The 26,589-nt window shown below is 71.4% G+C and carries 10 protein-coding genes and 2 pseudogenes; 10 read left to right on the top strand and 2 right to left on the bottom strand.

Features of this window, described 5'->3' with window-relative positions:
- Positions 1 to 113 precede the first annotated feature (113 nt).
- Positions 114 to 8,324, top strand: coding sequence for an SDR family NAD(P)-dependent oxidoreductase (locus tag ABT147_RS28000; RefSeq protein WP_351411015.1), 8,211 nt, complete (start codon positions 114 to 116; stop codon positions 8,322 to 8,324).
- Positions 8,325 to 8,620: 296 nt separating this feature from the next.
- On the opposite strand, the gene ABT147_RS27995 is transcribed toward ABT147_RS28000, so the two are convergent.
- Positions 8,621 to 12,292, bottom strand: coding sequence for a family 78 glycoside hydrolase catalytic domain (locus tag ABT147_RS27995; RefSeq protein ID WP_351411012.1), 3,672 nt, complete (start codon positions 12,290 to 12,292; stop codon positions 8,621 to 8,623).
- Between the two features lie 849 nt (positions 12,293 to 13,141).
- On the opposite strand from ABT147_RS27995, the gene ABT147_RS27990 reads away from it, so the two are divergent.
- The 9 genes and pseudogenes from ABT147_RS27990 to ABT147_RS47405 form a co-directional block, all read left to right on the top strand.
- Positions 13,142 to 13,750, top strand: a complete 609-nt coding sequence (locus ABT147_RS27990) for a TetR/AcrR family transcriptional regulator (protein ID WP_351411010.1) — start codon at positions 13,142 to 13,144, stop codon at positions 13,748 to 13,750.
- 909 nt (positions 13,751 to 14,659) lie between these two features.
- The gene (locus ABT147_RS27985; RefSeq protein WP_351411008.1) at positions 14,660 to 15,862 is read left to right on the top strand and encodes a glycoside hydrolase family 1 protein; all 1,203 of its coding nucleotides are present in this window, start codon (positions 14,660 to 14,662) and stop codon (positions 15,860 to 15,862) included.
- 26 nt (positions 15,863 to 15,888) lie between these two features.
- Complete coding sequence (locus ABT147_RS27980) at positions 15,889 to 16,704, top strand: SDR family NAD(P)-dependent oxidoreductase (protein ID WP_351411006.1); 816 nt, start codon at positions 15,889 to 15,891, stop codon at positions 16,702 to 16,704.
- 41 nt (positions 16,705 to 16,745) lie between these two features.
- Positions 16,746 to 18,557 carry a beta-glucuronidase gene (gene uidA, locus ABT147_RS27975; RefSeq protein ID WP_351411004.1) on the top strand — a complete coding sequence of 604 codons (1,812 nt, stop codon included), beginning with the start codon at positions 16,746 to 16,748 and terminating at the stop codon, positions 18,555 to 18,557.
- 486 nt (positions 18,558 to 19,043) lie between these two features.
- Positions 19,044 to 20,396 carry an MFS transporter gene (locus tag ABT147_RS27970; RefSeq protein WP_351411002.1) on the top strand — a complete coding sequence of 451 codons (1,353 nt, stop codon included), beginning with the start codon at positions 19,044 to 19,046 and terminating at the stop codon, positions 20,394 to 20,396.
- Positions 20,397 to 20,459: 63 nt separating this feature from the next.
- On the top strand, positions 20,460 to 23,129 hold the full coding sequence (locus ABT147_RS27965) for a family 78 glycoside hydrolase catalytic domain (protein ID WP_351410999.1): 2,670 nt from the start codon (positions 20,460 to 20,462) through the stop codon (positions 23,127 to 23,129).
- Positions 23,130 to 23,547: 418 nt separating this feature from the next.
- Entirely contained in the window at positions 23,548 to 24,027 is a 480-nt protein-coding gene (locus tag ABT147_RS27960) for a MarR family winged helix-turn-helix transcriptional regulator (RefSeq protein ID WP_351410997.1), read from the top strand.
- 140 nt (positions 24,028 to 24,167) lie between these two features.
- Complete coding sequence (locus tag ABT147_RS27955) at positions 24,168 to 25,925, top strand: MFS transporter (RefSeq protein WP_351410995.1); 1,758 nt, start codon at positions 24,168 to 24,170, stop codon at positions 25,923 to 25,925.
- A pseudogene (locus tag ABT147_RS47405) lies at positions 25,862 to 26,369 on the top strand (MSCRAMM family protein); the annotation flags it as partial. The gene ABT147_RS27955 and the pseudogene ABT147_RS47405, both read left to right, overlap by 64 nt.
- Positions 26,370 to 26,466: 97 nt before the next feature.
- Here ABT147_RS47405 and ABT147_RS27940 read toward each other — a convergent pair.
- Positions 26,467 to 26,586 (bottom strand): annotated as a pseudogene (locus ABT147_RS27940) (IS5/IS1182 family transposase); the annotation flags it as partial.
- Between the last annotated feature and the right edge of the window lie 3 nt (positions 26,587 to 26,589).

The raw sequence follows: 26,589 nt of genomic DNA, 5'->3' as shown, positions 1-26,589 counted from the left end.
CGATCGTCGACACAATCGATCGTCCGGCCGACCTGCCCTTACGCTCAATACCGTTGCTCTGCAAGGGGATTGACAACGGGCCGTGCTGCGCCACGTGCCGGAGGGGCGGGTACATGACGCGCGACGAGCTGATCCGGCCACTGCCCGAGCTGTTGAAGGCGCACGCCGAGAGGTCACCGTCGCGGGTGGCGTACGCCGACGATGAACGGGAGGTCACCTACGCGGAGTTGGAGCGGCGCACCGGTCGACTGGCCGCGTATCTCGCGGGGGTGGGTGTGCGGCGCGGGGACCGGGTCGCGATCCTGCTGGGCAACCGGGTGGAGATGGTGGAGAGCGTCCTCGCCGGTGTCCGGGCGGGTGCGGTCGGCGTGCCCCTCAACCCCCGGTCCTCGGACGCCGAACTGGCCCATTTCCTGGAGGACAGCGGGGCCTCGGTCGTCGTCACCGACCGCGCGCACCTGGCCCGCCTGAACCGCGCGGGGAGCCTGCACGACCGTACGCGCGTCCTGTTCACCGGCACGGATCCGGTGCCGTCGGACGCCCCCGACGGCACGGTCCTCTTCGAGGAGGCGGCCGAGGCGGAGCCCGCCGTCGCGCCCCGCGACGATCTCGGGCTCGACGAGCCGGCGTGGATGCTCTACACCTCCGGCACCACCCATAGGCCCAAGGGCGTGCTGTCCACGCAGCGTGCGGCCCTGTGGTCGGTGGCGGCCTGTTACGCGCCGATCTTCGGGCTCTCTCCCGAGGACCGGCTGCTCTGGCCGCTCCCGCTGTTCCACAGCTTCGGGCACTCGCTGGCGATCCTGGGGGTCACCGCGGTCGGCGCGAGCGCGCGGATCACCGGCGAACTGCTTTCTCCCGGCGGCCTGTTGAGGGAGCTGCGCACGCCTCGCGCATCCCTGGGCGGCTCCTACACCGTCCTGGCCGGGGTGCCCGCCGTGTACCACCAGCTGGTGGCGGCGGCGGCCGAGAACACCTCGCCCGTACCCGCTCTGCGGACGTGTGTCGTGGCGGGCGCCCCGAGCGCGCCGGCCCTGCGACGTGCGGTGGAGGACCTGCTGGGGGCGCCGCTGCTCGACGCGTACGGCAGTACCGAGACCTGCGGGATGATCGCGGTGAACCGACCGGACCGGCCGAGGGTCGACGGTTCCTGTGGGCCGCCGGTCCCGGGGATGGACGTACGGCTGGTCGATCCGGGCTCCGGCAACGATGTCGCGGACGGCGACGAGGGCGAGATCTGGGCGCGTGGGCCGAGTCTGATGAGCGGCTACCACCATCAGCCCGAGGCGACGGCGGCCGCACTGCGGGACGGCTGGTACCGCACCGGTGACCTGGGGCGACGCGTCGCGCACGGGCATCTCACCCTCACCGGCCGGGTCAGCGAGCTGATCATCCGGGGCGGGGAGAACATCCACCCCACCGAGATCGAGCAGGCCCTGCTGCACTGTCACGGCGTGCGGGACGCGGTGGTGGTGGGCAGGCCGCACGACGTCCTCGGCGAGGTCCCGGTGGCGTACGTCGTTCCGGGACCGGACGGGTTCGACCCTCGGCGGATACTGGCCGCGTGCCGGGAGCGGCTGGCCGCGTACAAGCTGCCCGTCGAGATCCACGAGATCGCAGCCGTCCCGCGTACGGCGTCCGGCAAGATCACCCGCCACGCGGTCCTGCCGGACCGGGCCCGACCGGTACCCGAGGTTCGCCCCGCATCCCCGACGGCGGCCGACGGTGCCCTGCGCCGACGCCTGCTCGCTCTCCCGCCGGAGGGGAGGGAACGCGCCCTGCGCGAGGCGGTACTCGCGCAGACGTCCGCGGTGTGCGGCGACGGATCGTACGAAGGATACGAAGGACTCGACGCCGACGGATCGGACGAGCGGCCCGACGCCGACGGTCCGCATGAACGGCTCGACGCCGACCGCCCGTTCACCGATCTCGGGCTGACGTCCGAGGGAGCCGTCACGCTGATCGAGCGGCTCGGCGAGGCGACCGGGCTGCGGCTCCCGTCGACGCTGGTCTTCGACCATCCCACGCCCGACGCCCTGACCCGGCACGTGCACGACATCCTCTTCACCCCGGCGCCCGCACCTGTGCCGCACCTCGGCTCCGCGACGGAGGCGGACGACCCTGTGGTGATCGTCGCCATGGGCTGCCGTTACCCCGGGGACGTGTACTCCCCCGAGGATCTGTGGGACCTGGTGGCGGAGGGCCGGGACGCGGTCTCGGGCTTCCCCACCGACCGGGGCTGGGACCTGGCCGCCCTGTACGACCCGGACCCGGACCGGGTCGGTACGTCGTACACCCGCAGCGGCGGATTCCTGCACCGGGCCGCCGAGTTCGACGCGGGCCTGTTCGGGATCTCGCCGCGGGAGGCACTGGCCATGGACCCGCAGCAGCGGCTGCTGCTGGAGACCTCGTGGGAGGTGTGGGAGCGGGCGGGCATCTCCCAGGCGGCGCTGCGCGAGAGCGACACGGGTGTGTTCGTCGGCGTGATGCACGGCGACTACTCCACGCGCGTGGACAAGCACGAGCTGGAGGCCCATCTGGCCCTGGGCTCGGCGGGCAGCGTGGCCTCCGGCCGGATCAGTTACGTGTACGGCCTGCGCGGACCGTCGATCACGCTCGACACCGCGTGCTCGTCCTCGCTGGTGGCCCTGCACTGGGCGGCGCGGGCGCTGCGCTCCGGCGAGTGTTCCCTGGCCCTGGCCGGGGGTGTCACCGTGATGGCGACTCCCCAGGCGTTCACGGCTTTCAGCCGGCATCGTGCGCTGTCGCCCGACGGCCGCTGCAAGTCGTTCTCGGCCTCGGCGGACGGCACCTCCTGGGGCGAGGGCGCGGGCCTCGTGCTGCTGGAGCGGTTGTCCGACGCCCGCCGCAACGGCCACCCCGTCCTGGCCGTGCTGCGCGGCTCCGCCGTCAACTCCGACGGCGCGTCCAACGGTCTGACGGCACCGAACGGCCAGGCCCAACAGCGCCTGATCACCAGGGCGTTGACCGACGCCGGGCTCGGCGCCGACGACGTGGACGTGGTGGAGGCGCACGGTACGGGCACCACACTGGGTGACCCCGTCGAGGCGAGCGCCCTGCTGGCCACCTACGGGCAGGGACGGGCCGGGGACCGGCCGCCGCTGTGGCTGGGCTCGGTCAAGTCCAACCTGGGGCACACCCAGGCCGCCGCCGGTGTCGCCGGGGTCATCAAGATGGTGCAGGCCATGCGCCACGAGCGGCTCCCGCGCTCGCTGTACGCGGAGCAACCCAGCCCGCACGTCGACTGGTCGGCAGGCCGGGTGGAACTGCTGGCCGAGTCCCGCCCCTGGCCGGTGACGGGCTCGCGGCCACGCCGGGCCGGGGTGTCCGCGTTCGGCATCAGCGGGACCAACGCCCATGTGATCCTGGAGGAGGCCCCTCAGAAACTGGATGAGGCCCCTCAGCGACCCGACACAGGGCCGAGCCCCACACAGGTCCCGGTGCCCTGGCTGCTGTCCGGCGCCGACGAGGCCGCCCTGCGCTCCCAGGCCCGACGTCTCGCCGCCCACCTGGCGTCCCGGCCCCACCTGTCGCCCACCGACGTCGGTGTCTCCCTGGCCGCGGCGAGGGCCCCGCTCGTCCACCGGGCGATGGTTACGGCCGACGACCGGGCGCGGATGCTGACCGCCCTCGACGCGCTCGCCGACGGGAGGGGAGCGGATCGTGCCGTCGCCGATCCCGGCGTCCGTACGGCCTTCCTGTTCACCGGTCAGGGCTCTCAACGTGCCCGTATGGGTGCGGAGTTGCGTGCCGCATTCCCTGCCTTCGACTCGGCGTTCGAGGGGGTCTGCCGGGCGCTGGACGGCCGCTTGGAGCACCCTCTCGACGTGGTGCTGTCCGCGGAGCCGGGCACGCCGCAGGCCGCCCTGCTCGACCGTACGGACTTCACCCAGGCCGGTCTGTTCGCCTTCGAGGTGGCGCTGTTCCGGCTGTTGGAGTCCTGGGGAGTACGCCCCGACTTCCTGGCCGGGCACTCCGTGGGGGAACTGGCGGCCGCCCATGTCGCCGGAGTGCTGGACCTGACCGACGCGGCGGAACTCGTCGCGGCCCGGGGTCGGTTGATGCACGCCCTGCCGGGCGGCGGGGCGATGGTGGCGCTGCACGCGACGGAGGAGGAGGTCCTCGCCGAACTCCCCGCGCTCGACGGCCGCGTGGCGATCGCCTCGGTCAACGGACCGCGTGCGGTGGTGATTTCGGGAGTGGAGGACACGGTGCTGGCCGTGGCGGCCGGATTCGAGGCGCGAGGTCGCAGAACCGTTCGGCTGCGGGTCGCTCACGCCTTCCACTCCCCACTCGTGGAACCGATGCTCGACGACTTCCGCCGGGTCGCCGAGGGGCTGACGTTCCGGCCGCCGCGGGTCCCGGTCGTCTCGGCCGTGTCGGGCCGCCCGGCCGAGGCCGGGGAACTGTGTTCGCCGGAGTACTGGGTGCGGCACGCCCGTCTGCCGGTGCGGTTCGCCGACGCCGTGCGATGGCTCGGGGACGACGGGGTGTCGGCGTTCCTGGAGATCGGCCCGGGGGCGGCGCTGACCGCCGCCGCCGAGGACTGTCTGACCGGCCCGGACGGCGAGGGCCCCGCCCCCTTGTGCGCCGCCGCCACCCGTGGTGGCGATCCCGAACCGAAGAGCCTGCTGGCCGCCGTGGCCCGCCTCCATGTGCGCGGAACGCCCGTCGACTGGCCCTCCGTGTTCACGGGCAGCGGTGCACGGCACCTGGAGGATCTGCCCACGTACGCCTTCCAACGGCAGCGGTACTGGCTGGCCGCGCCGAGCACTCCCCTCGCCGCCCCGGACCCGCACGAACACCCGCTGCTGGGACCGGCGTTCACCGTGCCGGACACCGGCCGGACGGTGTTCTCCGGCCTGCTCTCCAGCACCGCTCATCGGTGGCTCGCCGACCATGTGATCGGCGGACGGGTCCTGGTCCCCGCGACGGGGTTCGTGGAGCTGGCCGTACGGGCGGGTGACGAGGTCGGCTTCGGCACGCTCGACGAACTCGTGGTCCTGGCCCCGCTGATCCTGCCCTCGGCCACGGGCGTTCACGTACAGGTCGTCGTGGGCCCGGCGGACGACTCCGGCCGGCGCCCGGTCGACATCCACGCCCGGCCCGCCACGGACGACTCCGAGCCCGACTGGACCCGGCACGCCACAGGCCTCCTCCGCGCCACGGAAACCACCCGGCCGGAGGCGGAACCGGCGGTGTGGCCGCCCCAGGACGCGACCGAGGTCGACCTCGCCGACGCGTACGACAGCCTCGCGGAGGTCGGCCTCTCCTACGGCCCCGCGTTCCGGGGCGTGCGGGCGGTCTGGCGGCGCGGCGACGAGATGTTCGCGGACGTCCGCCTGCCCGAGGCGGAGTCGGAACACGCCGACCGGTTCGGGATCCATCCGGCGCTGCTGGACGCGTCCCTGCACGCCCCGATGCTCGCGGGCTCGGCTGCGGGCTCCGGCACGGTCCGGGTGCCGTTCGCGTGGAACGGCGTACGTCTGTACGCGACGGGCGCGTCGGAGGTACGCGTACGGATCGCCCCGAGCGGGACGGACTCGGTCACGGTCACCCTGGCCGACCCATCGGGACGCCCGGTGGCTCACGTGGACTCCCTGACCACGCGTGAACTCCCCGCCGAGCCGGTCGAATCGACGGCCGACGCCATGCGGCGGGCCCTGCTGCGCCTTGAGTGGACCGGCGTCGAGGAGCCGGAGGGCGAGCGGCGACCCGTGACCGGCGGGCGCTGGGCGCTGGTCGGCCCGGACACGCTGGACCTGCGCGGGGCGCTCCCCGACCTCGTGGGAACCGACGCCCTCGAACCGGACACCGTCGTCGTCACGGCCGTCGACGGCGGCCCGTGGGCGGATGCCGATCCGCTCCCCGCCGTGCACCGGCTGACCTGCAGGGTGCTGCGCACCCTCCAGGACTGGCAGGACGACCCCTCGACGGCGGGCTCCCGTCTGGTCGTGCTGACGCGGAACGCGACCGCACCCGAGCCGGATCCGGCCGGGGCCGCCGTGTGGGGGCTCGTGCGTGCCGCACAGACGGAGCTGCCCGGACGTGTCGTCCTCGTCGATGTGGACGGGCGGCCGGAATCACTACGGCTGCTCCCCGCTGCGGTTGTCGGCAATGAGGGCCAACTCTCAGTACGGAACGGATACTTGGCGGTGCCGCGTCTGGTCGCCACCGGTGAACTCTCCGCTCAGGGCGGCAGCTTCGGGCCGGACGGCACGGTCCTGATAACCGGCGGTACCGGCGCGCTCGGCGCGGAGGTCGCCCGCCATCTCGTGACGGCCCATGGCGTACGGCACCTGCTGCTCACCGGTCGGCAGGGGCCCCAGGCGCCGAATGCCGGGGAACTGCGCGTCGTGCTGGAGGAGTTGGGCGCCGAGGTACGGATCGTGGCCTGTGACGCGGCCGACCGTGCCGCGCTGGCCGAGGTGATCAAGGAGTGCTCGCCCGCGCTGACCGCCGTGGTGCATGCGGCAGGGGTGCTGGACGACGGTGTCCTCGCCGCGCTGACCCCCGCGCGGATGGCGGCCGTGCTGCGGCCGAAGGTGGACGCGGCCTGGCATCTGCACGAGCTGACCCGGGACCTGGACCTGTCGGCGTTCGTCCTGTTCTCCTCGGTGTCCGGCCTGCTGGGCCACGTCGGCCAGGGCAACTACGCGGCGGCGAACGCCTTCCTGGACGCCCTGGCCCGGCACCGTTCCCAACTGGGGCTGCCCGCCGTGTCCTTGGCCTGGGGACCGTGGGACCACGGGGCCGGCATGGCCGGTGCGGCCGATGGGGCCGACGGGGGCGCGGGGGTCCCGCGCAGGTCGGCCGGTGAGGTGCTCCGGGCGCTCTCCGTGGAGCAGGGCCTGGCCCTCTTCGACGCGGCGCTGCGCGCGGGCGAACCCGTGCTCGCGCCGGTACTGCTGGACCGGTCCGCACTCAGGTCCGCCCAGAGGCTCCTGCCGCCGCCGCTGCGCGGACTCGTGCCGCCCCGCAGGCCGGCCGCCGGGACCGGGGAGAGCGCCGGTGACGGCTCCTCGCCCGGCGGAGAGCAGCCCTGGGAGCCGGGCGCCTGGCGCAAGATGCTGGCCGGGCTGCCCGCTGACCGACGGGAGGGCGTCCTCGCGGAGTTGATGCGTGCCGACGTGGCCACGGTCCTCGGCTACCCGGACGCCGACGCGCTGCCGGCCGGCAAGTCCTTCGCCGAGCTGGGCTTCGACTCCCTGATGGCGGTCCAGGTCCGCAACCGGCTGAGCACGGCCCTGCGGCTGAGGCTGTCCGCCGCCGTGGTGTTCGAGCACCCGACGGCCCAGGAGCTGGCCCGCCACGCACTCGGTCTGCTGGACGACCTGCCCGACGTCGCACCGGAGCCGGAGCGCGCTCCCGCGCAGGACCGGCCCGCGCAGCCGGAGGAGGACCGGCCCGCGCAGACGCTCTCCTCGCTCTACCGGCGGGTCTGCGAGGCCGGGCAGGTGGTCGCGGCGATGCACATGCTCGTCACGGCTTCCTGGGCGCTGCCGACCTTCGGCCCCGACGCCGACCGGGAGCACGCCCTGGCCCCGCTGCGGCGCGCCGACGGCTCCCAAGCCGGGCCGGTACTCGTCTTCCTCAACGGCTTCCACCCGCCCTTCGCCGCCCCCGGAGGTGAATTCGCCGGATTCCACGCCCACTTCCAGGGCGAACTGGACGTCCTCGAACTCCCGCACCCCGGCATCGGGGCGGGCCGTGCCGTGCCGGCCGACCGGGACACGCTCGCCCGGACACACGCGGAGACGGTGCGACAGCACGTCGGCGACCGGCCCTTCGTGATCGTCGGCGTGAGCACCGGAGGCGCGGTCGCCCATGCGGTGACCCGGCGGCTCGAAGCCGTGGGGAACCCGCCCGTCGGACAGGTGCTGCTCGACACGTACCTCATCAACGACGGCAACAGCGACAAGGACTGGCTGCTGTCCCTGCCCGCCGTGATCGCGTCGCGCCTGGGCGGAAACCAGTTCACGGGGGACGAGGACACCGGGGTGGCCGCGCTGGGCGCGTACACCCGGATGTTCCTGGACTGGGATCCGGAGCCGGTCGCCACCCCCACCCTGCTGGTCCGGGCCACCCGGCCGACGCCCGCGATGGCGGCGGGCGCGGCCCCGGACGAGTGGCGCACCTCCTGGCCGCTGCCGCACACCCGGGTCGACGTCCCCGGCGACCACTTCTCGCTCATGGGGGAACACACCCCCACCACGGCGGCGGCCGTCCGCGCCTGGATCGATTCCCTCAGCCCTGCGGGCGCCGCACCGGCACCGAACACAGGAACAGCAGGAGAGCGGTGAACCCCGACCACGAGACAGGGAAGACGGGGAAGACAGGGAAGTCGGTGGAGACCGAGGAGTTCGACGTGATCGTCGTGGCAACATCTTCTGCGCCGCCTTCGACGAGGGTCGGCTCTGCCCGGAGGTCCGGGGCCTCCTGAACGGGGTGGCGCAGGCCACCGAGGCGCCGTACGGCCAGGTGCGGGTCCGCAAGGACTGGCCGTACTGGGAAGGCCCGCAAGGTCACCCACGTCGACGCGACATCGCGCCGTGCCGAGGACAACGCCTCGGCACGGCGCGATGGTTCACGCGTCAGGTCAGGGGGCGTTGAAGCGGTACGCCCCCGCCCGGGCCCGGTAGACCTTGTAGGCGGCGCCTCCGGACGTCTCGTCGCGGACGAAGGCGACTCCTCGGGGAGCGGTGACGGACTTGCCCTGGGTGGGGACCCAGATCTCGGCCTCGGTGTTGTAAGGAACGGTGACCGCGAGGTCGATCCTTCCGTCCGAGCGACGGCGCCACTCCGAGGACACCTTGCCGCGCACGGTGTCGATCGAGGCGCTGACGTGGTCGAGGGTCGCGGGCGCCAGGTCGGTGTCCGGCGTGTCCTTCGGGACCAGGCTGTTCACCGCTGCCGCAGGGATGTACGGGCGGATACGCAGCGACTCGTAGGCCGTTGAGGTCGGCCTGATGCCGGCCAGGCTCTGGTAGAACCAGGTGGCCACGTTGGAGCGGTAGTGGTGGTTGACCGAGAGTCGGTCGGTCCACTGTTCCCACAGCGACGTGGCGCCCTTGGCGATCTGGTGGACGTAGCCGGGCTGGCCGGTCTGGGTGACGGCCTTGAGGGCGATGTCCGTGTAGCCGTACTCACTGAGGATGTTGAACTCGTAGCGCGAGCCGTACATGTCGTTCTGGATGTGGTGGTCGGCGGCCACGATGCGGTCGGCGAGCAGCTTGGCGAGGGCCTTCTTGTTCTCCGCGAGGGTCTTGGAACCCGCCAGGTGGCGCGGGTCGGCCGGACTCAGGTCCGAGCCGGGGACCAGGTCGAAGGCGATGGCCAGGGTGTTCTCGCTGGAGATGCTGCCCTGGGTGAAGTGGCCCTGTGCCGCGTCCCAGTAGTTGGCGATGAACGCCTTGCGCAGGATGCTCGCCAACTGCGCGTAGTGGGCGGCGCGTTCGGTGCGGCCGATCCTGCGGCCCACCTCGTCCATGTAGTCGCAGAAGTGGATGTAGAAGGCGAGGCTGATGACGGCGTTGCTGCCAGGACTCTCGGCGCCCGAGTAGGCGCCGAGGGAGGCTTCGAACTTGTAGTCGTTCTCGGCGGTGATCAACGTCTCGTAGTACTTCAGGAGCGTGTCCTGGTGGTCGTAGAGCTCGGCGAACAGGCTGCTGTTGCCGTAGTACGTGTACAACTCCCTGGGCATCACGAAGTACGCCGAGTCCCAGGCGGGTACCGCCTTCCACGTGGCGTTCCAGCCGGGGGTGCGGTCGTAGCCGAATCCGCCCTTGCCGAGGGGGACGACCATGGGCAGCTGGCCGGTGGAGATCTGGGCGTCGGGGAAGTGGCGCAGCCAGTTGGTGAAGAGGGCATTGACGTCCCAGGTGAGGGACTCCGACTCGGAGCTGGCCATGGCGTCGCCGGTCCAGCCGTTCTTCTCCCGGGACGGGGTGTCGGTGGGCTTCTGGACGAGGTTGTTCTGCTCGGCCCACTCCAGGTTGCGCTGAAGGCGGTTGAGCAGGGCGTTGTCGGTGGTGAAGGTGCCGGTACGGGCGAAGCCGGTGCGGGCGATGCCGACGGTCAGTACGTCCGCGTCCCGCCTCAGGTCCGGGGCTCGTCCGAGGACCGCCTCCAGGTTGTTGACCTCCAGGTAGCGGAAGCCGAAGTGGCTGAACTGCTGCTCCCAGGTCTGCGCCGAGCGCCTGCCGACTGTGTAGTAGTGCGTCTGGAGATTGGCGTCGTGCTGGAAGTTCTCCTCCTCCACGGAGAACGGGGAGGCGGCCGTGCCGTCACCGCCGCTGATGCGGTTGCCACCCCGGATACGGAGGGTCAGGCCCTCCTTGTCGGAGCGGACGCCAGTGAGGGACAGCCGGACGAGGCCGGTCATGATCTGGCCGTAGTCCAGGACCCAGACGCCCGAGTTGGGTGCCGTCTCGGTGAGCGATATCGGGCGCAGGATCTGGCTGACCAGCATCGGTTCCGCCTCGTGGGCGCGTACATTCGCCGGCCGGAAGCCGTCGGGGATGGTCGTCGCGGGAAGCGCGCCGTGGTACTCGGGGGACGGTCCGGAGCAACTGCCGGGCGGGATCAGCACGGTGGCCGGGCGCCAGTCGCGGCCGGGGCGGTGGCCGGCCGAGCGCCACTCCCCCAACTCGTCGGCGCGGCGGGCGTCGTACTTCTCCCCCGAGTAGACCGAGTCGAAGGTCGTGGGTCCGTCAGCGGTGAGCCAGTCCTTGTCGGTGACGAGGGTGGTGGCCGAGCCGTCGGTGTAAGTCACGACGAGCTTCGCGCGCAGACGAGGTGCGCCGCTGTAGGGGGCGAGTTGCCAGTACCACTCCTGGGGCGTGGTCACGCCGTACCAGCCGCGGCCGAGTTCGGCGGCGACGACGTTCTCCCGGCCCGCGTCGAGCAGCCCGGTGACGTCGAAGGTGTTGTACAGGACCGTGCGGTCGTAGGTGCTCTGGTCGGTGAGCAGCCGGGGCACGTTGGTCCGGCCCGCGTTCGCCCGCCTGCCGTCGACGGTGAGCGGGGCGCCGTTGACGGAGAAGGTGACGTTGCCCGCGGCGCTCAGGTGCAGCCGGGCCCGGGCCACGCGGCGGCCTCGGGGCAGAGTGAACGCGCGGCGCAGTACCGGTGCCGGGTTGGCGATCGGCAGCATGCTGTTCTTGGACGGGATATAAGGGTTCTTGGGCGGGAAGGTCAGACCGGCCAGGGTGGCAATGCCGTTCTCGAACGGGTTGGCGCCCGTGGTCAGATCGGCGGAGAAGTCGCGGGCACCGGTGCCGGTCACCTTGACGCTGCGCACGGTGGCGGAGGTGCCACCGGCGAAGCCGAAGCTGCCGTGGCGACGGATCTGGTCGCCGGCGAGCGTGCGGCTGTCGACCTCGACGCCGTTGACAGTGGTCGTCACGGTGAGTCCCTGGACGGCGACCTGCACGGTGTGGTCGCGGGCGGCCCAGGTGTCCTTGGTCAGCCCGGTGGATGCGGGGAGGGTGATCGTGCCTACCGGAACATTGCGCGTGCCGGCGGTGGTGGGGTTGGTGTCGCTCTGCGGGTCGTAGTAGTTGACGCCCCAGTCGGGCTCGGAGGTGCCGTCGTCCACCCAGGTGTTGCCGGCGTAGTGGCTGGTCCGCATGACCAACCGCATGTCCTCACCGCTTTGCCGAACGGTCCAGTTGAGGCCCTCGCCCCAGGTCTTGCCGATGGGTTCGGCGCGCAGCAGCAGGGCGAGCCCGCCGGCGGCGTCGGGGCCGCCGCGGAAGACGACGGTCGCGGTCAGATCCTTCCAGTCGTGGTCCTGCGCGACTCGGCCGCCGATCCACCGCGCGCCCGACCAGTCCTTCTCGCCCTTCAGCAGGCCGGTCTCCCATCTCGCCGGCTCGCTCCAGGGGCCAGGGGCGCTCGTCTCGCCCCAGGTCCGCACCCGCCAGGAGTACGCCCGCTCCGAGTGCAGCGGACCGCCCCCGTAGGCCACCTCGGTGCTGTTCGAGCTCGCCACCTTGCCGCTGTCCCAGACATCGGCCTTGCCCGGTCTGGTACCCACCTGGATCTCGTACGCCGTCTGTCTGGCCACCGGAGGCACCCAGCTGAACGCCGGTGTGGTCTCTGTGCCCAGGGGCGCGAACCGCGAGTTGACCTGCAGGCCCGCCGGTGCGGAACCGCGCCCGCCCGCTGTCGCGGCGCTCGCCGCCACGGCGTTCGGCGTGGCGGCGAGCGGGAGCGAGGCCCCGGCCGCCACGGCCGTCATGATGCCGAACATGTGTCGGCGGCTCAACGCACTTCTGTTCTCCTCGGCCACGGCTCAGATTCCCTTCGTAAGCGCACTGCGCTGGAGCAGGGGTGTCCCTCCCCCCGCAAGGTATTGAATCGTTTCAATACCTTCCATGTGGAAAGCTTACGAACAGACTCGGCCGAAACACAATGGCCTGAAGCGATGACTCACGGCGCGGTGCCGCCGTCGACGGATCGTCGAGGACCACAACCCCGCGAGTCGGCGTAGCCGGTCAGGGCGTCGGTTTCGCCGGTCCGCCGGGTGGAGTGGGCCTCGGCGTGGCCAAGGGTGTCGTTGCTCGACTGCGGCCAGGGTGAGGTCGGTTCACCCCGTTCGAGCGGCGGACGCGGTCCCACTGCCGGGCGATGCCCCCTCCACGGGGGACGCCTTGGGCCGGCCGCAGTACACCGCAAAGCGCAGGACGAACTCCAGCATGGCTTCGAGGCCGATGCCGCCGCTCGCGAGTGCCGCGTGGACGTGGTCCTTGATGGGCCGGGGAGAGTCGGCGGCGGCCGCGCGCGAGGGTGGCCCAGCGGCGGTCGCGGCGGCCCGGACCGGGGCGTGACCCGGCTGACTACGCGCGGATGAAGACGTTCTCGGTCTGGAGGAACTCGCACAGGCCCTCTTTGCCGCCTTCACGCCCGCAGCCGCTCTACTCTCCGGTCGGACGCCGGACCCGCGCGACAGACGCAGGAGGAGGGCGATCAACCTTCGCGACCAGAGCGTTACCTTTCAGCTGTCCGCAATGGGCGCAGAGCGGGACGTGAATCCCGACCATATGGGAAGCTTTAATAGCTCAACTGCGGCGTAGGACCGTCCCGGACCGGCTTGATCAAGGAGAGTGAGCGCACAGTGGGTCAGGCCAAAGCGCGTGGACCGTACGCCAAGACGCCGGCCCGCAAGACGGAGATCGTGCGAGCGGCACGCGACAGTTTCGCCGAGAACGGCTACACCAAAGCCTCCCTGCGTGACATCGCGGAGCGAGCCGGGATCACCCACGCCGGCCTCCTGCACCACTTCCGGAACAAGGACGAACTCCTCGCCGAGGTGCTCGCCGAACGCGACGCGGAGGAATGGCAGCAGGGCCTGGAAGCGGTGGACAGCCTGGACCACCTCGCCCCCTACCTCGGCGAGCTCATCCGCCACCACCAGAAGGCGCCCGAACTGATGCGCCTGTGGATCGAACTCGCCGCCGCGGCCTCGCGGCCTGATCATCCCGCCCACGCCTACTTCGTCGAACGCTACGAACGCGGGCGCGCGCAGTTCGCCGAGGGACTCGACAACGAGGCCGCACGCGGCAGGCTGCGCGAGGGGGTCAGCCCAGAGAGCGCGGCGATCCTCTTCCATGCCGTGCTCAACGGGCTCCAGTTGCAGTGGGTGCTGGACCAGGACGTCGACATCGCCGGGCCCGTCACCGACTTCGTACGCCTGCTCTTCGACCACGACCGCGCCGCGGAGTGAACGTATCTCCGCGCCACTCGATGCCGCGGCACCCGTGGGACACCGGCCACGGTCGGAGCCGGTCGCCGAGCAGCGCGCGCCGCACGCTCTGGAGGTGATCACGCCGACCTCGCGGACAGTCGAGGATCTCGCCCACGGACAGCGGCGACGATCGACCTGCCCGTCACGGAAGCGGCGGTGACACTCCCGAGCGAACCTGCACCGCCGCGGTCCGCCCCACTCAGGTTGCCGGCGAAGCCGTGATGCAGCGCGCCGCCACAGCGCTCGAACTCCTCCGCAGCAGCGGCCCGCGCCCCTCCCCGCAGGCAGCGCTCCGCCGCCCCAGATCCTCCGGCGCGGAGCGCGCCGGCGCGGCCGACGCCGATGGCCGCCGCGAGGTCACGCTCCATCGGCATGCGACTCCCCGGGCTCGGGTTACGGGCTGCCCGTGCCGGCCTTGCTCCCCGTGCGCACGCGTTCCCGGTGATCGACCCGCCCTATCATAACGTTTTGATCACGAAGCCGAGCGACATCCTTCCCGCTCTTGCGATCCCGGTCTAACGTCCCAACGAAAACTAACCACACGGTAAGAGTTGGTTGTCGCACGCCTCGTACTCACGCACCGGCGAACCGACGAACTGGCACAGGTCGCAGCCCACCCGGCTCCCGCCACGAAGGAATCCACCCATGAGGATCGGCCGCCCGCACCCCCGGCTCGTCACGCCCTGCGGACACCCGTCACCCAGCCCGTCAGCTCCTGCGTGAGCGTCCGCTCCCACCGCCACGTCCGCGCGACCGACCCGGCAGGAGAGCTCGCTTCACCCTCGACGCCCCCCGCACTGAGGCCGCCGCCCACCGCGCCCGAACGGCCGGGTGACGGCGCAAGTGCCACGAGGCCCGCACCACCGACACTCAGGAAAGCAGTCGACGATGACCGAATTCCCGCCCAGGTTCCTCTGGGGAGCCTCCACCGCACCGCACCAGATCGAGGGCAACAACCTCAACAGCGACTTCTGGGCCAACGAGGGGCGCATCCCGGGCATGGAGCGCAGCGGCGACGCCTGCGACAGCTACCACCGGTACCACGAGGACATGCGGCTGCTCGCTGACGCCGGACTCAACGCCTACCGCTTCGGCATCGAATGGGCCCGCATCGAGCCCGTACCCGGCATGGTGTCGCGCGCCGAACTCGCCCACTACCGGCGCATGATCGAAACGGCCTTCGAGCTCGGCCTGACCCCGGTCGTGACCCTGCACCACTTCACCAGCCCGCTCTGGTTCACCCAGGAGGGCGGCTGGCTCGGGGAGCGCGCGGTGGACCGGTTCCGGACCTACGTCGAGACGGTCGCGCCGATCCTCGACGGCGTCGAGTGGGTCGTCACCATGAACGAGCCGAACATGCTGGCCATCATGGTCGGCATGGCGCGGGCGATGCAGAGCGCGCAGGCAGGCGGGGAGTGGCAGAGCCCGACCCTCGACACCGAGGGCCCGCGTCCTCCGCTGCCGGCCCCCGACACCGCCATCGGCGGACGGCTCGTCGAGGTGCACCACGCCGCGCGGGAGGTGCTGCGCGAGCGCACCAACGCCAAGGTCGGCTGGACGGTCGCCAACCGCGCCTTCGTGGCCCGTCCCGGTGCCGAGGAGAAGAAGCGGGAGTTGGAGCATGTCTGGGAGAACCTCTACCTGGAGGGGTCGCGCGGCGACGACTTCGTGGGTGTGCAGTCGTACTCCAGCCAGTGGGTCGGCCCGGACGGCATCGAGCCCTACCCGCCGCACCCGGACAACACGCTCGTGGGGACCGCCTACCGGCCCGACGCCCTGGGCATCGCGGTACGGCACACCGCCGAGTTCACCGGCGGCCTGCCGATCCTGATCACCGAGAACGGCATCGCCACCGGCGACGACACCCGCCGCATCGCCTACACGGGCGAAGCCCTGGAGCACCTCGGCAAGGCGATCGCCGACGGAGTGGACGTACGCGGCTATCTGCACTGGAGCCTGCTCGACAACTACGAGTGGGGCCACTGGGCGCCGACGTTCGGCCTGATCGAGGTCGACCGCGAGACGTTCGAGCGCCGCCCCAAGCCCTCTCTCGCATGGCTGGGCGAGACAGCCCGCCGCGGCCGGATCTGACCGCACCCTCACACGGAGGACACACCGTGCAGGTATCCATCCCCGACGTCTCGTCCAAGTCCCTGGCCGAACTCGTCTCGCTGTCCGGGCGGCGCGCCGTCGTGACCGGCGCGGGCCGCGGGCTCGGCCGGGCCGTCGCCGAGCGGCTGGCCGAGGCGGGAGCGGACGTGCTCGTCGCGGACATCGAGGACGAGCTCGCCACCGCCGTCGCCGAGGCTCTCGGCGCCCGAGGCCGGGGCCGCGCCCTGGCCGCCCATCTGGACGTCACCGACCCCGACAGCGTCGTGGCCGCCGCCGACCTCGCGGTCCGGGAGCTCGGCGGGGTCGACATCTGGGTGAACAACGCCGGGATATTCCCCAGCGTTCCCGCGCTGGAGATGTCCGACAAGGCCTTCGACGAGGTGTTCGCCGTGAACACCCGCGGGGTCTTCCTCGGCTCCCGGGAGGCCGCGCGCCGGATGAGCGAGGCAGGCAGCGGGGGCGTCATCGTCAACGTCGTCTCCACGGCCGGGTTCCGCGGTACGGCCCCCGGGCTCGCCGCGTACGTCGGCTCCAAGCACGCGGCACGCGGCCTCACCCGGCAACTCGCCCTGGAGTTCGCCCCGTTCGGCATCCGCGTACTGGGCGTCGCCCCGACGTTCGTACCGACCGAGGGGAACATGGCCGCGGCAGCGGCGGCCGGCGTGGACTCCGAGACGATCATGTCCGTGATGCGGCCCGGTCCGCTCGGCCGACTCGGCGTGCCCGACGACGTGGCCAGGGTGGTGCTGTTCTGCGCCAGCGACCTCTCGGCGTTCATGACAGGCAGCACACTCCTCGCCGACGCCGGTGAAACGGCCTGACGCACACCACCCCGACCGCCCCAGCACCCGGTAGGAACCTCATGCTCTCGCCCCGTACCACCCCCACCCGAGACGTCTTCGGCCTCGACGGCCTGTGGCGGTTCGCCCTCGACACCCGGGCCGGCGCCGCTCCCTGGACGTCACGGCTCGCCCCGCCGCTCGAAGTCCCCGTGCCCGCCAGCTACAACGACCTGTTCGTGGACCCGGAGATCCGTGACCACGTCGGAGTCGTCTGGTACCAGCGCGACGTGCGCGTGCCGCGCGGCTGGACCGGCGAGCGCGTGGTCCTGCGCTTCGGGTCCGTCACCCACGCCGCGCAGGTCTACGTGGACGAACGGCTCGTGGCCGAACACACGGGCGGTTACACACCGTTCGAGGCGGACCTGACCGGCATCGTCGAGCCCGGCACCGAGTTCAGGCTGACGGTCGGCGTCGACAACCGCCTGACGAACGTGACCATCCCGCCGGGCTCCGTCACCACCGGCCCCGACGGCCGCGAACGGCAGTCGTACCTGCACGACTTCTACAACTACGCCGGCATCGCACGCCCGGTCCGCCTGTACAGCACGCCGACGACCTTCGTCGAGGACGTCACCGTCGTCACCGGACGGGACGGCACGGCCGGCACCGTCGGCTACCGCGTGGAGACCGCCGGCGAACACGCCGACACGGTCACCGTGCGGGTGCGCGTGATCGACGAGGCGGGCCGGACCGTCGCGGAGGGCGAAGGCCCCGAAGGCGTCCTGCGCATCGAGGACGTCACGCTCTGGCAGCCGGGCGCGGCCTACCTCTACGACCTCGTCGTGGAGCCGGCCGTGGACGGCGAGACCGTCGACAGCTACACCCAGCCGTTCGGCGTCCGTACGGTCGAGGTACGCGGCACCGACTTCCTCATCAACGGCGAGCCGTTCTACTTCACCGGCTTCGGCAAGCACGAGGACACCCCGGTCCGGGGCAAGGGCCACGACGACGCCTACCTCGTGCACGACTTCCAGCTGATGGAGTGGACCGGCGCCAACTCCTTCCGCACCTCCCACTATCCGTACGCCGAAGAGGTCCTGGACTTCGCCGACCGGCACGGCATCGTCGTCATCGACGAGACCGCGGCCGTCGGCCTCAACCTGGGCGTCCAGGGCGGGCTCACCGGTGTTCCGCCGACCCCCACCTTCGCGCCGGAGAACTTCGGCGGGACGACGCGGGACGTCCACGCCCAGCACCTGCGGGAGCTGATCGAGCGGGACAGGAACCACCCGAGTGTGGTGATGTGGTGTCTCGCCAACGAGCCGGCCTCCAACGAGGACGGCGCGCGCGCGTACTTCGAACCGCTGGTCGAACTGGCCCGCAAGCTCGACCCGACCCGGCCCCTCACCTACGCCGCCGTCATGTTCGCGACCCCGCAGAACGACCAGATCGGCGACCTGTTCGACGTACTCAGCATCAACCGCTACTACGGCTGGTACCTGTTCACCGGCGACCTCGCGACCGCCGAGGGGTATCTGGAGCAGGATCTGCGCGGGTGGGTCCAGCGCTTCGGCAAGCCGGTCATGATGTCCGAGTACGGCGCCGACACCCAGCCCGGTCTGCACTCCGTCTGGGACGCACCGTGGAGCGAGGAGTACCAGAGCGACTTCCTCGCCATGTACCACCGGGTCTTCGACCGCATCCCCGAGTTCGTCGGCGAACACGTGTGGAACTTCGCCGACTTCCAGACCTCGGCCGGCATCCACCGGGTCGACGGCAACAAGAAGGGCGTGTTCACCCGCGACCGCAAACCCAAGTCCGCCGCGTTCGCCCTGCGCCGGCGCTGGCACGACCTCGACGGCCGCAAGCCCGGCCAGACCCCGGCCGACTGAGACCCGCGGCACTCCGCAACACCCCGATGCCGCCCTGCCGCGACGACCGACAAGGCGGGCCGTGACTCGGCCCCGCCACCCCACAGGGCGCAGGGCCGCATCACACCGGCGCCCTCAGGCGACCGGTCCGCTCAAGGCCCGGCACACGGCGGCGCGAGGCCACGGCCGCCCCAGTGGGCAGGCGAAGCCCCGCTCGTCCCTCACCGGCGTCTCCTGAGCCGCCGTCCCGGAGCCGCCCCGCGGCGCACACCACGGGATCCCGGCTCCTCGGCCAGGCATCCACACGATTCTCCGGCAATACGGCACCGCCCAGTTCCGACGGCACCGGCCGCCACCACACTCCGGATTCCCCGGTCCCGCACCGCAGCGGGTCCAGTCCGCGGCACGGCATCGACCGTGCCGCCGACATCCCGGAACCAGAACCGCTCCACCCCACGGATCTTTGCTTGCCGCCGTCCCCTGCCACCATGTGACAAAGGAGTCCTCATGCCTCACGACGACCAGGATGTCAGCGTGGCGGGTTCCCCTCCCCCGGCGTCGCCTCAGGACGCCGACGGGCGTACCGCCGAGCCGCCCGCCACGTCCGAGATCGAGGCACCGCCGCTGCAGAAGGTCGGCAGGGACTACCTCCTCTGGCTGATGATCGCCAGCTTCGGCGGCTCCCTGGCTCTGATGGTCCCCCTCTCCTACTCGCTCGCGGTGCGGATCGACGACCTGGCACCGGGACACGAGGAGCGGCTCGGGTACGTCACCGGGTCCGCCCAGTTCCTCTACCTGGTCCTCAGCCCCCTGATCGGACTCTGGAGCGACCGGACCCGTTCCCGGTTCGGCCGCCGCGCCCCCTTCATGGTCGGCGGCGCCCTTCTCGGCACCGTCGCGCTCGTCGGGGTCGCCCTCGCGCCGTCGGTCCTCCTGTTGGGAATGGCGTGGGTCGTCGGCATGATCGGCTGGGCCACGGCCGGACAAGCCGTACAGAACGTCCAGGCGGACCGGGTGCCCGAGGAGCAGCGCGGCCGGGTCTCGGCCCTGACCAGCGTCATGACCCAGATCGCCCCCGTGATCGGTATCGGTCTCGCGTACGGGGTGGCCTCCAGCACGTTCCTGGTGTTCCTGGTCCCGGGCGTACTGGGCGCCGCCTTGGTGATCCTGTTCCCGGTGTTCAAGCCCGAGGGCGACTCCCGCGCACTGGTGCGCTCCAGCGGCGTGACCCTGAGGAGCATGGTCGCCAGCTACGGCTTCAACCCACGCAAGTACCCGGACTTCGGCTGGAACTGGCTCGGCCGCTTCGTCTTCTTCATGGGCCTGTACTTCAACACGACCTTCGGCACCTTCTTCTACGCGCAACGGCTCGACCTGCCGGTCAAGGAGGTCGCCGGGATCGTGGCGGTCATCGGGACCATCGGCGTGGCGGCCGCGGCCGGCGGCGCCATCGGGGGCGGCTTCCTCTCCGACAAGCTCGGCCGGCGCAAGCTGTTCACCCTGATCGGCTCCACGGTGTTCGTCGCGGGGGCCGTCACCGAGGCGTTCGCCCACTCGCTGCCCCAACTGGTCGTCGGCGCGGTGCTGATGCAGTTCGCCATCGCGGTGTTCAGCGCGGTCGACCAGGCGATCGTGTTCGCCGTCCTGCCCGACCGGGCGGAGGCCGGCCGCTACCTCGCCGTCGTCGCCTTCGCCCAGAAGATCCCCAGCGCCGTCGCCCCGCTGATCGCCCCGCTCGTCATCACCCTCGGCGTCAGCGACGGCGGCGAGAAGAACTACACCCTGCTCTACCTGCTCGGCGCGGTCCTGGCACTGGTCGGTGGCCTCATCGTCAAGTTCAAGATCAGGTCTGTCCGGTAGCGCCACCTCCCGGCCGGCGTCCTGAGAAGCTTCCCGTTCCACCGAGCTCCGAGAAGGCACAGCATGCGCAACGCACCGTACGACCTGGGCATCGACGGCGGCGGGGACGCCTTCCCCGTGTCAGGGCCCACGCCCCGGCTGTCGTGGAAACCACCGTCGGACGCGGCACGCCCGGTGGCGTACGAGGTGGAGTGCACCGTCGACGGCGAGGCACGGCCCGTGGTGAGCGTCGCCGTCGGCGGACACCGGTTCGTCCCGTGGCCGTGGGCGGCGCTGACCAGCGGTCGCCGGGTGGCCTGGCGGGTCCGGGCGCTCGGCACCGACGGCGACGGCACATCGCCGTGGTCACGGTGGCATGCCTTCGAGACCGGTCTGCTCGCCGCGGACTGGCGGGCGCGCTGGATCAGTCCCGCCGAGTCCGGGAACCCCGGCTGCGGCGGACGGCCCGCGTACGTTCTGTCGGCCCGGTTCGAGGCGCGGGCTGGGGTGCGCTCGGCACGGCTGTACGCGACGGCACTCGGGGTGTACGAGGCGTACGTGAACGGCGAACGGGCCGGCACCGCTGAACTGTCACCGGGGTCGACCTCCTACGACCGCACGCTTTACGCCCAGGCGTTTGACGTCACGACCGCCGTCGAGAGGGGCGACAACCGGTTCGAGATCCTGCTGTCCGACGGCTGGTACCGGGGTCAGGTCGGTGCCTTCCGCCAACCGGCCGACTGGGGCACGGTGCCCGGCGCACGGGCCGAGCTGCACATCGTCTACGAGGACGACGCACGGCAGGTCGTCCGCACCGACGAGACGTGGACGAGCACGGAGTCGGCCATCACCCGGGCCGACCTCATGGACGGACAGACCACCGACTTCCGCCTGCGGCCCGGGGCCGGCAGGCCGGTCCTTGTCGACCAGGTGGAGGCGCCCGCCATCGACTGGTCGCCCGCGCCGCCGGTGCGCGTGATCGAGTCACGCCCCGCACAGGCCGTCGTACAGCTCGAAGACGGAATATGGATCGCCGACTTCGGCCAGAACGCGTCCGGCCGGATCGCGCTGGGCGACCTCGGCCCGGCCGGCACCCGCACGGTCGTCGACCACGGCGAACACCTCGGCCCCGACGGCGACCTGACGACCGCCCATCTGGACGCCACGCGCCCCGGCCAGGCCCCGATGCCCTTCGTCCAGCGCGACGAGGCCGTGTCCGCGGGCGGTGGCGAGACGTTCGAGCCGCGTCACACGGTGCACGGTTTCCGGTACGTCCGTGTCCGCCGCGACGGCGCACCGCTCGACCCTGCGAGCCTCGTCATGCGCGTCCTCCACTCGGACCTGCGCCGCACCGGCACGTTCGCCTGCGGGCACGGTGACCTCGACCGCCTCCACGAGATCGCCGAGTGGAGCTTCCGCGGCAACGCCGTCGACGTGCCCACCGACTGTCCGACCCGCGAACGCCTCGCCTGGACCGGCGACTACCAGGTCTTCGCCCCCACGGCGACACGCCTGTACGACGTCCTGGGCTTCAGCCGCAAATGGCTGCGCTCCGTCCGCGACGACCAGCTGCCCGACGGCCGGATCGCCAACTTCTCGCCCGACGGACGCCGTATCAAACACCACCTCGACGACCAGTTCGCCATGATGACCGGCTCGGCCGGCTGGGGAGACGCCGTCGTCGCCGTCCCGTGGGAGCTGTACGAGTCATACGGCGACCGGGAGGTACTGGCCGAGAACTGGGAGGCGATGGTCCGCTGGGTGGAGTGGGCGCTCATGACCGCCCGCACCGCCCGCCACCCGTCCCGGACCGAGCGCTCGGCCGAACCGCTGCCGCACGAGCGGTACTTGTGGGACGGCTCCTTCCACTGGGGCGAGTGGACCGAGCCCCGGCTGAGGACGGCCGACGGCAGCCGTGTCGACCCGGTCAAGGACGATCCCGTCGCCTGGTTCATGGCTGACAAGGGCGAGATCGGGACGGCCTTCCTGTACCGCTCGACGGCGACCCTGGCACGCGTGGCACGCGTGCTGGACCGCACCGAGGACGCGAACCGCTACGCCGAGATCGCCGAGCGGGTCCGCGACGCGTGGCGCACCGAGTTCCTGTTCCCCGACGGACGCACCACCGGCGACACCCAGGCCGGTTATGTGCGGGCGCTGTCCCTCAAGCTCGTCCCCGGTGACCTGCGCGAGGCCGCCGCCGCGCGCCTGGTCGAGCTGATCCGCGCGGCCGGCACGCATCTGGGCACCGGCTTTCTCGCGACCGGCGACCTGCTCCCCGTCCTCGCCGACACCGGACACGCCGACGTCGCCTACGAGTTGCTCCTCCAGCGCACCGCGCCGTCCTGGCTGTACATGGTCGACCGCGGCGCGACGACCATCTGGGAGGACTGGGAGGGCGTCGACGAGTCCGGCACCGCACACGACTCCCTGAACCACTACAGCAAGGGCGCGGTGGTCCGCTTCCTGCACACCCACGTCCTGGGGCTGCGGCAGACGCCGGGGTCGGTCGCCTGGGAGTCCTTCGAGGTCGCGCCCGTCCCGCACCCGTCCGTGCCCTGGGCCCGGGGAACCCACGAGTCCCCGCAGGGCACGATCGCCGTCGAGTGGCGGACGACCGGCGACGAACTCACCATCACGGTCGATGTCCCACCGGCCACCACCGCACGCGTCGTCTTCCCCGACGGCACCACCGTGGAAAACCTCCCTCCCGGCATGTTCAGCGCCACCCGCCGCATGGGGAAGGCGGGCTGAGACGACCGGCAGGTATTTTCCAGGCCCTCCTCGGCCGCCCGCCGCAGGCTCCACTGGAATTCGCGTTCGGCTTCGACCTGGCGTCCGCACTCGGCCGTGGTCGGCGCAGCACCAGCACTTCTTGGGGGACTTGGCCCGAACAGCCGGCGTCAGCGCGCGACGCCCCGAGGAAGGCTTCAGGGAACACCTCGGCGTGACCCCGATGACGTACCTGCGCAGCGTCCGTCTGGACCATGTCCACGCCGAAGTCCTCACGGGTGCATCGGGGATCACCGAATAGGCCGCACGGTGGGGCTTCACCCACCTGAGCCGGTTGCGATGCTTCCTCGCCGAGCCGTCGAGTGTTGCAGTGCGACGTCACCCGGCCTTCCTCATTAGTATTTTGACATAGGTTTCTTTTCATAGGTAACTTGTCGGCGTGACCGGAATCAGTGAGCCTCGCCAGAGGCAGGGCGTCGACCATGTGGCCGCGGGCCTCGTGGCGTGCCTGCCCGTGCTGAACCGGTACATCAAACAGGGCATCGATCAGCAACTGCCCTACCCCAAGCTCCCCGAGCGGCAGTTGGCCCTGCTGCAGTACGTCGCCGAGCACGACGGCGCCACCGTCCACAAAGCAGCCGGCGCGCTGTGGATGATGCCGAACAACGTCAGCGCCCTGGTCACCCGCCTCACCGAAGCGGGCCTGCTGGAGCGGCATCAGGACGACACCGACAAGCGCGTCGCCCGCCTCTGCGTCACCGCCGAGGCGCGTCAGCGCATCGGCGAGGCCGAGGACGTCGCGGCGCGGCAGCTCGCGTCCGCACTGCGTACCCTCACCGACGGCGATCTCGATGCCCTCGGCTCGGCGCTCGGCGCCCTTGAGGCTCTTAGCCGGCGCCTGCGCGACCACTCCGTCTGACCGGCCGGTCCGCCTCCCCGTACGCCTACTGCCCTTGCCGCCGCTGCGGCGGGGCTGGGCGTGCTGCTCGCGTACACCGCTCCCCCGCACATGTCCACGCGCCCCAGCCGCGCGCCTCACGTTCTGAGGACAGCTCACACATGTCTGTCACCGCTGTTTCCACAGCACCCACTCCCGTATCCGATCCCCATCACCGCGGTCTTCGCGCCAACCCCTGGCTGACACTGCTCGCCGTCGGGCTCGGCCTGTTCATGGTCGGCCTCGACGGCTCCGTCGTCTCGATCGCCAACGCTGAGATCGCCCGCGACCTGAACGCCACTACCGCCGAACTGCAGTGGGTCACCAACTCCTACCTGCTCGCCCTCGCCGCCGCCCTCATCCTCGGCGGCAAGCTCGGCGACCGCCTCGGACGCCGTACCGTCTATCTCGTCGGCGTCGTCGGATTCACCGTCGCGTCCGTCGCGATCGGACTCGCCGGCTCGATCGAGGGCGTCATCGCCTTCCGCGCCCTGCAGGGCCTCTTCGGCGCGCTGCTCATGCCCAACACCCTCGCACTGCTGCGCGCCGTGTTCCCGCCGAAGAAGTTCGGCATGGCGGTCGGCATCTGGGCGATGATCTCGTCCGTCGCCACCGCGCTCGGCCCGATCGTCGGCGGGCTGCTCGTGCAGCATGTCGACTGGGAATCCGTCTTCTACATCAACGCCCCCATCGGCGTCATCGCCCTCGTCTTCGGCCTCATAGTCCTGCCGCAGTCCAGGAACGAGGCGGCCGCCGGCGAGAAGTTCGACGTGCCCGGCGTCGTGCTGCTCGCCCTGGGCCTGCTCGCCGTCGTCTTCGGCGTCGTCAAGGGCGAGACGTGGGGCTGGACTTCGGCCGGCACACTCGGCGCGATCGCCGGGGGAGTCGTCGTCCTGGTCCTCTTCGGCTGGAACGAGACGCGCGTCCCGCACCCGCTCCTGCCCATGCGGCTGTTCCGCAACCCGGCTGTGACCATAGGTACGTTCGTCACCGCGCTGAACTTCTTCGTCCTGCTCGGCGTGATCTTCTTCGTGATGCTGTACCTGCAGAACGTGCACGGCTTCACACCCGTCGAGTCCGGTGTGCGCACCCTGCCGCTCAGCCTCGCCTCCATGGTGGCCTCGCCGCTCGGCGCGAAGCTCACCGAGAAGTTCGGCGCGCGCCTGACCATGCCGCTCGGGATGGTGCTTCAGGCCGGCGCCGCGTTCACGATGCTGGCCTGGAGCGCCGACTCCTCGTACGTCGCCATGTGGCCGCCGTTCGTCGCGCTCGGCCTCGGCGTCGGCATCGTGATGGCCGCGTCCTCCGACGCGATCGTCGGCAACGCCCCCGTCAAGGACGGTGGCATCGCGGGTGGTCTCCAGGCCACCTCGCTCCAGGTCGGCGGAGCCCTCGGCACCTCGGTGCTCGTCTCCCTCATCAGCAGCCGCGTCGGCTCCACACTCACCGACTCACTGACCGACGCCGGCGTGCCCCACTCGGCAGCCGCTCGCTTCGAGGAGGCGAAGGACGCGGTCGCGATGGGTGTCGCCCCGGTCTCCGACGCGATGCCCGCACAGCTCAGGGCGGCAGTCGTGGAGGGCAGCCACACCGCCTTCATGAACGGCGTCCACACCGCTGTCCTGGTCACCGGCATCCTCGCCCTCGTGGGCGCCGCTCTCGCGGCGTTCGGCCTCCGAGGCCGGAAGGACGGGGACCACGAGAACACCGAGAACGACGCGAAGGTGCCGAGCGCGTCCGCTGCCGCGTCTGCGCCCGCCCCGGACACTTCGCCCGTCCCGGCGGCGACCGCGAGTGCGCTACCGCAGTCCGGTCCTCCGGCGGCATCCCGGTCATCGGCATCGAGTCGGCACCCGTTGCGGGGGCGGCTGTCGCCCTGATCTCGCTGGCCGGGCGGCGGGTGGGCCGCGTGATGACCCACCCGGACCGTTCCTCCACGGTGGACGCGCCGGGCGAGGGCAGCTACGTGCTCATCTCATCCGCCGAGGGCGACCAGCCACAGGCGTCCACGGTGGTGGTCGTCGACGAGCCGGTCTCGTACGACATCTCTGCTCTCCGGTAACAGCGGCCTGGTCGGCACGGTCAGGTCGGCCGACCACAAGGAGCCGCTCGTCGGCGCCATCGTGGCGCGGCCGACGCGAACGGCACCTTCAGCTTGCTGAGCGTGGTCCGAACCGCGGGCCGGCCGCTGGACAACGCACGGGTCACGCTCGTCGACGCGGCCGGCAACGTGGTGGCCACCACGACCACCGGCGAGGACGGCGGCTATGCCTTCACCGACCGGGACGGCGGTGAGTACACGGTCATGGGCCGGCTACCCGCCGAAGGAACTCTGGACCCGGTGATCGGTGGGCGACCCCTCGCTCCCATGATCCTTACGGTGGAAATCTCCGTGACCAGCGGCGTGAACGCGATCGCGCACGCCCTCACGTCGGCGGTGTCGAGGACGACGCGGGTGAGGTCGGTCAGACCGGCGTCGTCCAGTAGGCGCAGGACGGCTTCACGCAGGCGGCCCCGCATCCCGGCTCTCGAGCAGATCAGCCC

The sequence above is a fragment of the Streptomyces sp. NPDC001868 genome (assembly GCF_040297125.1).
Classification (GTDB): Bacteria; Actinomycetota; Actinomycetes; order Streptomycetales; family Streptomycetaceae; genus Streptomyces.
Note: the sequence above shows the minus strand (reverse complement) of the source record. Positions and strands in the feature narration are given on the sequence as shown.